The organism is Polaromonas sp. 39-63-25, from assembly GCF_002278925.1.
Lineage (GTDB): Bacteria > Pseudomonadota > Gammaproteobacteria > Burkholderiales > Burkholderiaceae_C > Polaromonas.
In genome coordinates, this window is sequence record NZ_NCJH01000014.1 from 93543 (window position 1) to 105701 (window position 12159).

At 65.1% G+C, this 12159-nt stretch carries 12 protein-coding genes and 1 pseudogene; 8 read left to right on the forward strand and 5 right to left on the reverse strand.

What is annotated here, in order from left to right; genetic code table 11:
• Positions 1–45: 45 nt before the first annotated feature.
• A complete protein-coding gene (locus B7X65_RS16855) occupies positions 46–690 on the reverse strand; it encodes a trimeric intracellular cation channel family protein (RefSeq protein ID WP_293595453.1) in 645 nt (214 codons plus the stop codon).
• Between the two features lie 314 nt (positions 691–1004).
• Here B7X65_RS16855 and B7X65_RS16860 point away from each other — a divergent pair, with 314 nt between their 5' ends.
• Complete coding sequence (locus tag B7X65_RS16860) at positions 1005–1613, forward strand: hypothetical protein (protein WP_293595454.1); 609 nt, start codon at positions 1005–1007, stop codon at positions 1611–1613.
• A 94-nt stretch (positions 1614–1707) separates the two neighbouring features.
• On the opposite strand, the gene B7X65_RS16865 is transcribed toward B7X65_RS16860, so the two are convergent.
• A complete protein-coding gene (locus B7X65_RS16865; RefSeq protein ID WP_293595455.1) occupies positions 1708–3378 on the reverse strand; it encodes an FAD-dependent oxidoreductase in 1671 nt (556 codons plus the stop codon).
• Between the two features lies 1 nt (position 3379).
• On the reverse strand, positions 3380–4309 hold the full coding sequence (locus B7X65_RS16870; RefSeq protein WP_293595456.1) for a LysR family transcriptional regulator: 930 nt from the start codon (positions 4307–4309) through the stop codon (positions 3380–3382).
• 202 nt (positions 4310–4511) lie between these two features.
• Between B7X65_RS16870 and B7X65_RS16875 the strand changes: the two genes are divergently transcribed.
• The 7 genes from B7X65_RS16875 to B7X65_RS16905 all read left to right on the forward strand — a co-directional run bounded on the left by B7X65_RS16875 (position 4512) and on the right by B7X65_RS16905 (position 11249).
• The gene (locus B7X65_RS16875; RefSeq protein WP_293595457.1) at positions 4512–5342 is read left to right on the forward strand and encodes an intradiol ring-cleavage dioxygenase; all 831 of its coding nucleotides are present in this window, start codon (positions 4512–4514) and stop codon (positions 5340–5342) included.
• A gap of 90 nt (positions 5343–5432) precedes the next feature.
• Positions 5433–5753 carry a Dabb family protein gene (locus B7X65_RS16880; protein ID WP_293595458.1) on the forward strand — a complete coding sequence of 107 codons (321 nt, stop codon included), beginning with the start codon at positions 5433–5435 and terminating at the stop codon, positions 5751–5753.
• A gap of 279 nt (positions 5754–6032) precedes the next feature.
• Entirely contained in the window at positions 6033–6788 is a 756-nt protein-coding gene (locus B7X65_RS16885; RefSeq protein WP_293595459.1) for a sulfite exporter TauE/SafE family protein, read from the forward strand.
• A 172-nt stretch (positions 6789–6960) separates the two neighbouring features.
• The gene (locus B7X65_RS16890; RefSeq protein ID WP_293595460.1) at positions 6961–7848 is read left to right on the forward strand and encodes an adenylate/guanylate cyclase domain-containing protein; all 888 of its coding nucleotides are present in this window, start codon (positions 6961–6963) and stop codon (positions 7846–7848) included.
• 66 nt (positions 7849–7914) lie between these two features.
• The gene (locus tag B7X65_RS16895; RefSeq protein ID WP_293595461.1) at positions 7915–9855 is read left to right on the forward strand and encodes a serine/threonine-protein kinase; all 1941 of its coding nucleotides are present in this window, start codon (positions 7915–7917) and stop codon (positions 9853–9855) included.
• Between the two features lie 247 nt (positions 9856–10102).
• Positions 10103–10720 carry a ParA family protein gene (locus tag B7X65_RS16900; RefSeq protein WP_293595462.1) on the forward strand — a complete coding sequence of 206 codons (618 nt, stop codon included), beginning with the start codon at positions 10103–10105 and terminating at the stop codon, positions 10718–10720.
• 73 nt (positions 10721–10793) lie between these two features.
• Positions 10794–11249, forward strand: a complete 456-nt coding sequence (locus tag B7X65_RS16905) for a MaoC family dehydratase (protein ID WP_293595463.1) — start codon at positions 10794–10796, stop codon at positions 11247–11249.
• A gap of 143 nt (positions 11250–11392) precedes the next feature.
• On the opposite strand, the gene B7X65_RS16910 is transcribed toward B7X65_RS16905, so the two are convergent.
• Together B7X65_RS16910 and B7X65_RS16915 are read right to left on the reverse strand one after the other, a co-directional pair.
• Entirely contained in the window at positions 11393–11704 is a 312-nt protein-coding gene (locus B7X65_RS16910; protein WP_293595464.1) for a hypothetical protein, read from the reverse strand.
• Positions 11705–12014: 310 nt separating this feature from the next.
• Positions 12015–12159, reverse strand: a pseudogene (locus B7X65_RS16915) (DUF4148 domain-containing protein); the annotation flags it as partial.

The following is a 12159-nucleotide window of genomic DNA, read 5'->3' on the forward strand; positions in this document are numbered from 1 at the left end:
GGCGCCCCGGCCGCATTGCTTCTTGGGTGAGGGGAGGGCGGAGGACTAATGCCCCACCTGCCACAGCGGCAGGCGCCAGTCGCGCCACAGCGCCAGCAGGCGCAGGCCGGCGGTGATGGTCACGGTGCTGACCAGCGCGACCCATTCGGGCGCGCCGAGCCCGCTCAATCCCAGGTAGACCCAGCCGCCGGCAAAGGCGCAGACCGCATACGGCCGGTGGTCGCGAAACGCGCTGGGAATTTCGTTGCAGACGATGTCGCGCAACACGCCACCGAACACGCCGGTGACGATACCCATCAACACACAGACCAGCGCCGGCATGCCGGCCCGGCTGGCCACGTCCACCCCCACTGCGGCAAACAGGCCCAGGCCCAGCGCATCGGGGATCTGCATGACCCGCTCGGTCGGCTCGAAATGGCGCTGGCGCATGAACAGCATCGCTGCCGTGCCCAGCGCCAGAATGCCCCAGACATACTCCACATGCCGGACCCAGAAGAAGGGCCGCTGGTCCAGCAGCAGGTCGCGCAGCGTGCCGCCGCCAAAAGCAGCCACAAAAGCCACCACAAAGACGCCCACGGCATCAAGCCGGCTGCGGGCAGCCATCATGATCCCGGAGAGGGCAAAGGCGATGGTGGCCGACAGTTCCAGCGCATGGCGCAGCCAGCTGCCCCAGGTGTTGATGTTTTCCATGGGGGGATTGTGCCGCGCCGGTTGCCGGCGGGGCGGGTGGCAGCCGTTTTTTCGCCCATGAAAAACTGATTTCCGCTGGATTTTCTGGACCCCGGCAGGTGCTGCTGCACAGGGCAGCCGGGTTAAAAGAAACGAGAACAACCATGGGCATGCGTATCGAATGGACCTCGGCCTGGACGCTGGGCGTTCAACGGACAGCGCCTCGGAGCCTGAAACGCGGTCGGCCGCCACGGGGCGATGGCGCGCTTTCATGGGTCGCCATTTTCGGGTAGCCGTACTAGACTGGCATCCTGTGTGGACAGACCCGTGGCGTCATGGAAATTTTTGTTCTGCTGCTGATGGTTGCTGCTTTCGGCGCCTGGCAGCTCAAATCGGAAAACCGGACCAGGCGTGTTGCCTTGCTGGACGGTTTTCTCGGCCGCTACCAGCTGGACAAGCGGATGGAAAACCTGATCGAAGGCTACCTCAAGGCGCTGGAGGAGAAAGACCCGGAGCGCCAGACCCGGCTCTGGGCCACGCTGGCTTTCTCCGAGGAGCAGTTGTGTGAACAGTTCCGGCGTTTTACCGCGGATTTTTCGGCGGTGGACGAAGCCGATGCCCGCGTCAGCAAGCTGCCGGCGTTTCTGCCTGAGACCGACCGATTTTTCCCCGACAACACCTTCGACATGCGGCGCATCCTGGTCGTTCATGCCGAGGGGATGGAGCGCGCGGCAAAAAATGCACAGGGCCGCGCGCCGCGTGACAAGGCCTACACCCTGTCGGCCGAGCTGTTGTTGATGCAGCACACCTGCCACTGGTATTGCCACTCCAGGGCGGTCGCCTCGGCCCGCATGCTGGCCCGGCACCAGACGCCTTACCAGCAGATGTTGGCATCCGTGGACCCGGAGACACGCCAAGCTTATCTTGCGGTGATAGGCCGGTGAACCGGTGGCGCTGCCAAAAAGGTTCAGTCAAATCGAGCGCCAGCCCTTATCAGATGGGCGCAACCAGCTATCAAATCAGGAGTAGTCGATGCTGTCAGAAGGTGCCGGCGGCGTGCCCGCTGGCTTGCTTCAGCACCTGCAGGGCCTGCCGGCTGTTGCTGCCGCGCCAGGCCACGATCTGGTCGGGGCGGATCAGGGCCAGCGGCGCTTCGTACAGCGCCCGCAGTGTTTCCGATACGTGCGCGACAACCTGGAGGTCCAGGCCAAGCGCCGCCGCCGCGTCCACAAAACCGCGGGTGCCGGGCGCATCCGGCCCCAGGGCCAGCAGCGTCCATTCGAAGTTGAAACTGTCGTACAGCGAGCGGCCGTCGGCCAGCCACGCGTGCGGCGCGCGGCCACCGGGGCTGGCGCTGGGCTGGTAGCTGCCGGCTTCGTCCGGCGGCGCTGTGCTGCCGTCTTTCACGATCAGGGGCGAGGCGTCGTAGCGCCCGCCGAAGGTCACGCCGGGAATGTTGAACTCCATGCGCACGTGCTGGTTCAGATAGCTGGAGGCGCGTTCGCGCTCGGCCCGGCCGTCGGCATCCTCTTGCTCCAGCAGCGGGGAGGCACGGAAGCTGCCGACCGAATCGGCGAAACGCCGGGCATAGGCGGTGTTGCGTTCGGCCAGCGGTTGGCGCTCCGGCCCGTAACTGTCCAGCAACTGCGGCGGTGCCTGGTCGCGCAGCACGGCGGCCAGTTTCCAGCCGAGGTTGACGGCGTCTTCCACCGCGGTGTTGTAGCCGAGGCCGCCGGTCGGCGTGAACAGGTGGGCCGCGTCGCCGCCTATGAAGACCCGGCCGCGCTGGAAGCTTTGCGCCACCAGCGAATGCCCGGCCGTCCAGGTGCCGACCGACAAGACCTCGATGGCCAGATGCATGCCCATGGCTTCATCAACAATCCGCTGTGCGTCGGCGGCGGTCCAGGCGTCGGCATCTTCACCCTCGTGCACGGCGGCGTGAAAGGCAAACTCCGACTGCCCATCCACCGAGGCCATGAAGGCGCGGCGCTGCGGGTTGACCGACACGTACATCCAGGCGCGGGCGTGCGGGAAGACGCTGTAAAAATCCGGCGCGCGCAGATACACCGCAAACATCTTGCCGCCCATGAACTCGCGCCTGACACCGCTGGCGCCGTCCCAGGCGATGCCCAGCGTGCTGCGCACCAGGCTGCGGGGGCCGTCGGCGCCGACCAGGTACGCGGCCTGCACGTCCAGGGACTCGCCGCCGGCGGTGGCGCGCACCTGCGCCTGCACATGGCTGCCGCGGTCCTCGAAACTTTCAAGGCCCCAGCCGTAACGCACATCGACGCCGGGCAGAGCTTCGGCGTGGCGGCGCAAGCTGGCCTCGACAAACTTCTGCGATATTCGATGCGGCAGCTCGGCCGCGCTCCAGGAGCCGCTCATGGCCTTGATGTTTTTCACCGCCTGCGCGGCGGTGGGCAGGTGCAGGCGGGCCAGCTCATGGCCGGTGTAACGCGTGAAGTAGGCAATGTCGGTCGGGTGGTCGTCCGGCAGGCCCTGGGCACGGATCTCGCCGGCAAACCCCAGGCGGCGAAAATGCTCCATGGTGCGCGCCTGCGTGGCGTTGGCCTGCGGGTTGAAGGCGGTGCCGGGTTTGGGGTCCACCAGCAGGCAGGCTATGCCGCGGCGGCCGAGCTCGTTGGCCAGCATCAGGCCGCAGGGGCCGCCGCCGGCGATCAGCACGTCGGTACGCAAAACGTTTGCCATCTCAATACACCCCGAAGCGTCCGGTCCATTTGCGCTCGTAGTCCTGCTTCGCGAAATGTTCGGCCATGAAGTCGATGAAGGTGCGCACCTTGGCGGACAGGTGTTTGCGGCTGGGGTAGGCGAGGTTGATGGTCAGGTGCGGCAGGTCCCAGTCGTCGAGCACCGGCACCAGGCGGCCGGCCACGATGTCGTTGTAGACGATGTAGCTGGGCTGCACCAGGATGCCCATGCCGTCGAGCGCCGCGGTGCGCAGGATCTGACCGTCATTGGACTCCAGCAGGCCCTTGACCGTGACGGTGGTGGTTTTACCGTCGCGCGTGAAGCGCAGCTCGTTGGGGTTGTTGGCGTAGGTGTAGATCAGCAGCTTGTGTTTGTGCAGGTCTTCCAGGGTTTTCGGAAAACCGTGCTGCGCAAAATAACGCGGCGACGCCGTCAGGATGCGACGCGTTTCGGCCAGGCGCCGAATCGTGATGTTGGAGTCGGGCTCGGTCTCGCGGGTGCGGATGGCCACGTCGATGTTGTTGTCGATGATGTCCAGGTAGCGGTTGGCGGCCTCGACATGCACCGTCACGTTGGGGTAGCGCTGCGTGTACTCGCGCAGCAGCGGCGCCACGTGGTGCAGAGAAAACGACAGCGAGGCCGTGATGCGCAGCATGCCGGTCGGGTTCAGCGCGGTGGCGTTGACGGCCGACTCGGCATCCTTGAGGTCCGACAGGATGGTTTTGGCGCGGCTGAAAAACTCCTGGCCGGTGTCGGTGAGGTAGAGCCGGCGCGTGTTGCGTTCCACCAGCCGGGCGCCCAGGCGCTCTTCCAGCGCGGACAGGTGCCGGCTCGCGGCGGCATTGGACAGCTCCAGCACTTCGGCGGCACGGCCCAGACTGCCGGTTTCGGCCACCTGCACAAACAGTTCAATCTCCGTCCAGCGATCCACGCCATGTCTCCTGCAGTTGCCGCTTGTGTTTTTTAAAGGTCGTTGCATTGTGGCCCAGCCGCTGCTGCCGTCTTTCCGCGGTGCGGAAAAGTCATTTGCGGAGTCCGCTTTTCTCCAGGGGCGCCTTGACCTACATTTGGACCAGAGCGTTCACGAAGGAAAGTATGTATATCCATTTCCCCCTCCTTGCCCCGGCCCCGTCATGCGCAACCTGAACCAGGACACCATCACCCAGGCCGTGATTGCGCGATTCGCCGGCACGCCCGATGCGCGCCTGAAGGAACTCATGACCAGCCTGGTGCAGCACCTGCACGCATTTGCGCGCGAGGTGAAATTGACGGAAGCCGAGTGGCTCGCAGGCGTCGACTTCCTCACCGCCACCGGCCGGAAATGTGACGACAAGCGTCAGGAGTTCATTCTGCTCAGCGACACGCTGGGCCTGTCCATGCTGACCGTGGCCATGAACAACGACAAGCCGCAGGGCTGCACCGAGGCCACGGTGTTCGGCCCCTTTCATGTCGAGGGCGCGCCGCATTTCGACAACGGCGCCGATGTGGCCAACGGCGCGGTCGGTGAGCCCTGCGTGGTGCGCGGCCGGGTGCTGGGCCTGGGCGGCGAGGCGGTGGCCGGCGCCGAAATCGAGGTCTGGCAAGCCGATGCCGAGGGCCACTACGATGTGCAGTACGCCGACCTGGACAAGTTTCAGGCGCGCGGCGTGCTCAGGTCCGGTGCCGACGGCAGTTTCAACTTTAAAACCATCGTGGCCGAGCCTTACCCGATTCCCGTCGACGGCCCGGTCGGCGACATGTTGCGGGCGACAAAGTGCCACCCCTGGCGGCCAGCGCACCTGCATTTCATGATCAAGGCCCCGGCTTATGAAACGCTGGTGACCCACGTGTTTCGCAAGGGGGACCCTTACCTCGACTCCGATGCGGTGTTCGGCGTGCGCCAGTCGCTGGTGGCCGACTGGGTCAAGCAGCCCGACGGTGTGTACCGCCTTGATTTTGATTTTGTCCTCAACCCGGCCGCATGACGTGATTGACATCGTTTCACTGATCGACAAGCCCGACAGTGGCGAACTGCGCCAGCGCGTCCGGCCCGAGCACAAGGCCGGGTTGCCCGCATGATCAAACACATCGTCATGTGGAACATCCGCGGCGACACGCCCGAGGCCAGGGCGGCGGGCATCGCCAGGCTGCAGCGCAGTTTTGAAAGCCTGCGCGGGAAAATTCCCGGCCTCGCGCACCTGGAAATCGGTGTCGATGCCAGCCAGGTCGATTACGCCTGCGACGTGGTGCTTTATTCGGAGTTCGACAGCCAGGCGGCGCTTGATGCCTATGCCGGCCACCCCGAACACCTGCGCGTGAAGGGCGAACTCGCCGGTCTGCGCAGCGCGCGCCACCAGGTCGACTACGAAAGTCCGCCCGCCACCCCGCAACAGTAGGAGACCGCCCATGAATGACAACATGGATGTGGACGGCGAGCTGCTGACACGCCCGGAAATCCAGAAAGCCTGTCTGGGCCTGGAGACGCACGAATGAAATCGCCGGCCCCTGCAGTCGGGCGATGCTACTGAAATAATAGCTGCTTGCGCCTGTCCCTCAAGGGCTGGAGGCCGATTCTCTGCATCAACACTGACCCGCGGCGGATCTGCGGGCGATGCAGCCCGGTGGCGCCGTCATCCATGCAGGCCTGATAATCGGCAGCTTTCACCTGCAAACCCGTGACCTTTCCGCTCATCACCGACCCCTTCTTTTACGCCGTGGCGGTGCCCGCCGTGCTGTTGCTGGGGGTCAGCAAAAGCGGGTTCGGGGCGGGTTTCGGCTCGCTGGCCGTGCCCATGATGGCGCTGGCGGTGACCGTGCCGCAGGCGGCGGCCATCCTGATGCCGGTGTTGCTGCTGATGGACCTGCTCGGCATGGCGGCGTTCCGCAAGGACTTCGACCTCAAGCTGCTGAAGTTCCTGCTGCCTTGCGGCCTGGTGGGCACGCTGATCGGCGCCCTTTTGTTCAGCCTGCTCGACGGCAAGGTCGTGGCCGGCATCGTGGGTTTTTTCACCCTGCTGTTTCTGGCGCAGCGCCTGCTTTTTCCGCCCCGGCCCGACAGCCCGCCGCCGCCGAAGTGGCTGGGTGCGTTGTTGACCGCGACCTCGGGCTTCACCAGTTTTGTCGCCCATGCCGGCGGCCCGCCCATCAGTGCCTATGTCATTCCCCTGCGCCTGAGCCCGCTCAAATTCACCGCCACCCTGGCGTTTTTCTTCTTTGTGATCAACCTCTCCAAATGGATTCCCTATGCCTGGCTGGGGCTGCTCGACCTGCGCAACATGGCGACCTCGCTGGCCCTGCTGCCGCTGGCGCCCGTGGGCGTGTGGGCTGGTGTGCGCATGGCCAGGCGCATCAGCCAGCTGCTGTTTTACCGGGTGCTGTACGGCGGCATGTTCCTCACAGGCTGCAAGCTGCTCTGGGACGGTTTGCGCTGACGCCAGGCGACACCGCCCTGCGGGTGGCGCGCTTCGCTGGTAAAAACTTCACACGCGGGGGCGGGTGATTTTCTGTAAAAATCGCCAATATGAGAACAAAAGGTTACGTGTTACCGTTTGACACCACGTGCGTACCGGTCTGTTCTGCCCTCCGGTTTTCCAGAATGTCTTCATGACCACCGTCGTTTTTGCCGATCTCGTCGGTAGCACCAGCATGTTCGAGCGGCTGGGGGATGAAACCGCCTCGCGCTTTGTCACGCAGCTCGTGGGGGCGCTGAGCCAGGTCTTCGAGCAGCACAACGGCCGTGTCGTCAAGCTGCTGGGCGACGGGTTGTTTGTCGTGTTTCCGCAGGAGGGTGATGCGCTGGCCGCCTGTGTCGCCATCCAGAAGCGCTTCCTCGACAAACCCATCCGGCCCGGCGGCACTGGCGCGCCGGTGCAGATGCAGATGGGCATGGAGTCGGGTGATGTGATCGAGATCGACGGCGACTGTTTTGGCGATACCGTCAATTCTGCGGCGCGCCTGGCCGACCTGGCTGGTGCGGCGCAGATTCTCACCACGCAGAACGTCTGGTCGGCCCTGGGGCCTGTGCAGCGGGCATCATTGCGCAGCCTGGGGCCCATGCACCTGCGCGGCAAGGCGGAAGCCAGCCTGGTGTACCGGGTGGAATGGCAAAGCGGCCGCGACGACGATGCCACCATGATGGGGCGGTCGATGGCCTCCGATGCCCGGCCCATGGTTCTCGAACTGGTGGCCGGCGAGCAGGCCGTGCAAGTCAATGCCGGCAGCGCGAAGATGTCCATCGGCCGCGGCGCCGGGGCGTCGCTGGCGTTGAACGATCCGCGGGTGTCCCGCATGCACGCCACGCTGGAATGGCGCGGCGGGCAGTTCGTGCTCAGCGATGCGTCAAGTTATGGCACCTGGGTCTACTTCGGCAACCAGAACGAAGCCGTGGTGTTGCGCCGCACCGAGTGTTATCTCGTCGGCAGCGGCCAGATCAGCGCCGGCTGCGAACGCAAGGAAGGCAGCCCGTTGGTCAGTTTTTCTATCAGGAGCTGAGGCGGCCGCCGATAGAATTGCTGTTTCCAAACGTATCCAACTGGTCTTTCCCCCTTTTTTTAACCCATGAGTCTTAACAAGCTGGGCCGCTACGACATCATTCGCGTGCTGGGCAAAGGCGCGATGGGGCTGGTCTACGAGGCGCGCGACCCCAACCTGAACCGCCGCGTGGCGATCAAGACCATCAAGGTGGAAAACCTGTCGGAAGAGGCCGCCGCCGAGTACGAAGCGCGTTTTCGCACCGAGGCCCATTCGGCGGCCCGCCTGCAGCATCCCCATATCGTCAGTGTGTATGACTCGGACCGCCATGGTGACATGGCTTTTCTGGTCATGGAATTCATCCAGGGCGAAGACCTCAAACACCATCTGGACGCGGGCCGGCGTTATTCGCTGGAGGAAACACTGCGCATGGTCCGGGAGTTGTTGTCTGCGCTGGACTATGCGCACCGGCAGAACATCGTGCATCGCGACGTCAAGCCGGCCAACCTGCTGATCGAGGCCGATGGCCGGGTCAAGCTCACCGATTTTGGCGTGGCCCGCATTCAGGACTCCGGTGAAGCCACACGCACGCAGGGAACCATGGTGGGTACCCTGAAATACATGTCGCCCGAACAGGTGCAGGGCCTGCCGATCGACGCGCGCGCCGACCTGTTTGCGGTGGGGGTGGTGCTGTACCAGCTGCTCACGGGCAAGCGGCCCTTCGACGGCGATACCGACTTTGCGATCATCCAGCAGATTGTGGGTCACACCCCGGCCGAGCCCAGCAGCTTCAACACGTTGTTGCCGCCCGCCATCGACGCGGTGATGGCGCGGGCACTGGCCAAAAAACGCGACCAGCGTTTCGCGACGGCGCAGGAGTTTTCGACGGCGCTGCAGGAAGCCAGCGGCCATGCTTCGGACCCGACCATTGTGCCGCCCGTGAGCCCGCCCGGCGGGCGCGCAGGTACGGCGACGGACACCGGGCGCTCACGCGCGGGCGGCTCCACCGTCAAGCTCAGCACGAGCGGGACCGACACCGGCTCGACCGTGACGCAGGAACTCGAGCTGGTCTACTGGAAGGACATCAAGGACTCCGAGGACCTGGAAGACCTGGAAGGGTTTCTCGACAGGTTTCCGTCCGGCATTTACGCCGATCTCGCGCGGCGGCGCCTGCGGAAACTGGGCGGCACGGTAGAGGTCGATGGTTCGGGGACCGGCAGCGGGCCTGACACCACGGGGGCTTTTTCCGAAGAGGTCAGCGAATGGACGCGTTTGCAGGTTCTCAATTCCCGGGCGGCCCCGATTCCGGCCACAGATACCCGGCCCGCTCCTGCAGCAAGTGTTCCGGCCGGGCCGGACGCCGGGGGTCCTGACGAAACCTGGGGTGCGCCTTCGACGGTGCCGCTTTCCAGTCCGGCGCCGGCCAGCGCTGCTGCCAGCACGATTGCGCCGCCAGTGGGTGCACCGGTTGCGCCGGGCGAGGCAGGCACGCCTGCGGCGCCGGTACGCCGCTCCCGGATGCCCCTGTTCGCGCTGGCCGGGGCGGCGGTACTGGTGCTGGCTGGCGTGGTGTTCAAGGGCTTGTCCGGCGAACCGGTGCCGGTGGTTGCGGCGACAGCCGATGCGGCCCTGCCGGCCACGGCTGCCGGCGCCGCGCCTGCCAGCCCGGCGGCGCGATCCTCGGAACCCTCACCTTCAGCCAAGGCGGGCACGGCGCCTGCCGCCGTCCATCCGGCACCCAAACGCGCCGCCCCCGTGCGCACGGACAAGGCGGCGCCATCCAGGCCGGCCTCGGCAGGCCCGGACGCCGGCACGAGCGCTGCAGCGACGGTTGCCGTTACGCCACCTGCTGCTGCCCCGGCGCAGCCGTCCAGCCCGGCGCAAGCCTGTGAAGGCCGCATGTTGCTTGGGTATCAGATCTGCATGAATGAACAATGCGCCAAACCTGCCTACAGCAGGCATCCGGTCTGTGTCGAACGGCGCGCGATGGAAAAGCTGCGGCGGGAGGCGCAGGACCAGCGCAATTGAGGTGTTTTGAGAGGCTGCCGGCTTGCAGCATCGCCGTGCCCGCTTTTTTGCTATAAGAACATGAGCATTCTCCGCCCGCGTATCAAGGGCGGAGGGGTTGTTTGACTGAAATGGCAAGGCGCCACGAACAGGCATGGCAGCAGCGCAGGCAGAGGGGGCGGCCCCATGGCGACCCGCCCGCCCCGTCTGCGGTTTGGCCGATGGGGTGCCAGCCGTTACCATAGTGTCAAAATTCCGGGAGATTCGCATGCCTGTGGTTGTGATTGCCAATCCGAAGGGCGGCGTCGGTAAAACGACGCTGTCGACCAATATTGCAGGTTATTTCGCCAGCCAGGGCCATGCGGTCATGCTCGGCGATGCGGACCGCCAGCAGTCGTCCCGGCTCTGGCTGGGGCTGCGGCCCCCCGCAGCCCGGCCGATTTCGACCTGGGATGTCAACGCCGACCTGATTGTCAAACCGCCCAAGGGCACGACCCACGTGGTGCTCGACACCCCCGCCGGCCTGCACGGCTGGCGCTTTAACGACGTCCTCAAGCTGGCCGACAAGGTGATCGTGCCGCTTCAGCCCAGCGTGTTTGATATTTTTGCCACCCGCAGCTTTCTGGACCAGCTCGCCGAACACCGCCACGCCGGCAAGATGCAGGTCGGCATCGTCGGCATGCGCGTCGATGCCCGCACCATCGCGGCCGACAAACTGCGTGCTTTTGTCGAAGGCCTGGGCTTGCCGGTACTCGGTTATGTGCGTGATACCCAGAACTACATCCATCTGGCGGCCCGCGGCTTGACCGTGTTCGACGTCGCCCCGGGGCGGGTGGAAAAAGACCTGCAGCAATGGCAGGGCATCTGCCGCTGGCTGGACCAGTGACAGGGCTGCGTCCGCGGTCGGCCATGTCGCTGGCTGGACAGGCCGCCATCGGTGCGGGCGTTAAAGTCCGGGCATGAAAACCTTCCAGACCCTCTCCGAACTGGCGGCCTGTGTCGGCCAGGAAGTCGCGATCAGCGACTGGCTGACCATCACCCAGGAGCAGGTCAACCTGTTTGCCCAGGCCACCGGCGACCACCAGTGGATCCATGTGGACCCGGAAAAAGCCAGGGCCGGTCCGTTCGGCGGGCCGATTGCGCACGGCTTCCTGACCCTGTCGCTGTTGCCGGCATTTTTTGAATCGTCCCTGGAGATCGTTCAATCCCGCATGGGCGTCAATTACGGGCTCAACCGGGTGCGTTTCACGGCGCCGGTGCCTGTTGGCAGCCGCTTGCGCGCCCGCCTGAAGCTGCTGGCCTGCGAGTCGATTGACAACGAGGGGCAGCAGATGACCTGGGAAGTGACGGTCGAGCGGGAGGGTGCGACCAGGCCGGTGTGTGTGGCCGAGTCTCTGGTGCGGCGTTACCCGTGACGGGCTCAAAGGCGCGAACCGCCTGAACCACGAAAAAAGCCCGCTGCAACCATGCAGCGGGCTTTTTTTTCAGAACCACATGGCCTCCCGGGCAGCAGGCTTACACGTAGCCGAGTATGGTCCGCGGGATGGGACCGGTCGTCCTAAATCGGGGTGAGCTGGGCAGCTGGCAGCCAGCCGCTGAAAGTGCCCAGCAGGGCGTTGATGCGCCTGGCAGCTTCTGTCTGGTCGCGTGCGCGCGCGATGCACTGGTACAGGTCACTGCGCAACAGCCAGAGATCGGCCGGGGTGTCGGCCGTGTTGATCCTGAAGATGATGCGCTGCGCGTCAATACTCTTGCAGTCATGCAGGGTTTGGTGCAGCTGATGCCTGATCTGCTCAAGCGGCAGCCGGTCCGGGGTGTCCGGCGCAGCAGGAGGTGTCCGCATCGCGGCAAAAATGGAGGGGAGAGCCATGGGGAACCTGTGGATTCCTGAGGTCGGGTAGACCGCAGGGGAGGGCGGAGGAAACGCTGACGGACCGGATCGCGGTCCTCAAGCGTGAGCGTGTTATCGAATTCTAGGGATTACCCTGTGATTGAGTAGGCCGGCCGACCTAACCCGTTGTGACATTTGCCGCAACGTTGTTGCACGGTGCCGGCACCGCGCCCTGCGCGCCGGGTGGCGGGTTTCCGCAAGAACAAAAAAACCGTCCGGAGCAAGCCCCCGGACGGTTTTGGATGGGCCGAAACCCGGCCCATTCTCAGTTATGCAGATAGCGCCGCTATTACATGTAGCTGGCTTCACCGCGCGGGATCTGGCCCAGACGGACAGCGTCAGCCGCTTGTGCACGCACGGTGGCGCGGTCGGTCGAAGACTGCACGGTGGCCGCAACGCGGGAGCCGGCAGGCTCCTGGCTGTGGTTTTTCACT

Excerpts from the sequence above, each read along its gene's own strand:
- B7X65_RS16875 (WP_293595457.1), top strand. The coding sequence starts at position 4,512 with ATGCGCAACCTGAACCAGGACACCATCACCCAGGCCGTGATTGCGCGA.
- B7X65_RS16905 (WP_293595463.1), top strand. The coding sequence starts at position 10,794 with ATGAAAACCTTCCAGACCCTCTCCGAACTGGCGGCCTGTGTCGGCCAG.
- B7X65_RS16900 (WP_293595462.1), top strand. The coding sequence starts at position 10,103 with ATGCCTGTGGTTGTGATTGCCAATCCGAAGGGCGGCGTCGGTAAAACG.
- B7X65_RS16890 (WP_293595460.1), top strand. The coding sequence starts at position 6,961 with ATGACCACCGTCGTTTTTGCCGATCTCGTCGGTAGCACCAGCATGTTC.
- B7X65_RS16860 (WP_293595454.1), top strand. The coding sequence starts at position 1,005 with ATGGAAATTTTTGTTCTGCTGCTGATGGTTGCTGCTTTCGGCGCCTGG.
- B7X65_RS16855 (WP_293595453.1), bottom strand. The coding sequence starts at position 690 with ATGGAAAACATCAACACCTGGGGCAGCTGGCTGCGCCATGCGCTGGAA.
- B7X65_RS16895 (WP_293595461.1), top strand. The coding sequence starts at position 7,915 with ATGAGTCTTAACAAGCTGGGCCGCTACGACATCATTCGCGTGCTGGGC.
- B7X65_RS16910 (WP_293595464.1), bottom strand. The coding sequence starts at position 11,704 with ATGGCTCTCCCCTCCATTTTTGCCGCGATGCGGACACCTCCTGCTGCG.
- B7X65_RS16880 (WP_293595458.1), top strand. The coding sequence starts at position 5,433 with ATGATCAAACACATCGTCATGTGGAACATCCGCGGCGACACGCCCGAG.
- B7X65_RS16865 (WP_293595455.1), bottom strand. The coding sequence starts at position 3,378 with ATGGCAAACGTTTTGCGTACCGACGTGCTGATCGCCGGCGGCGGCCCC.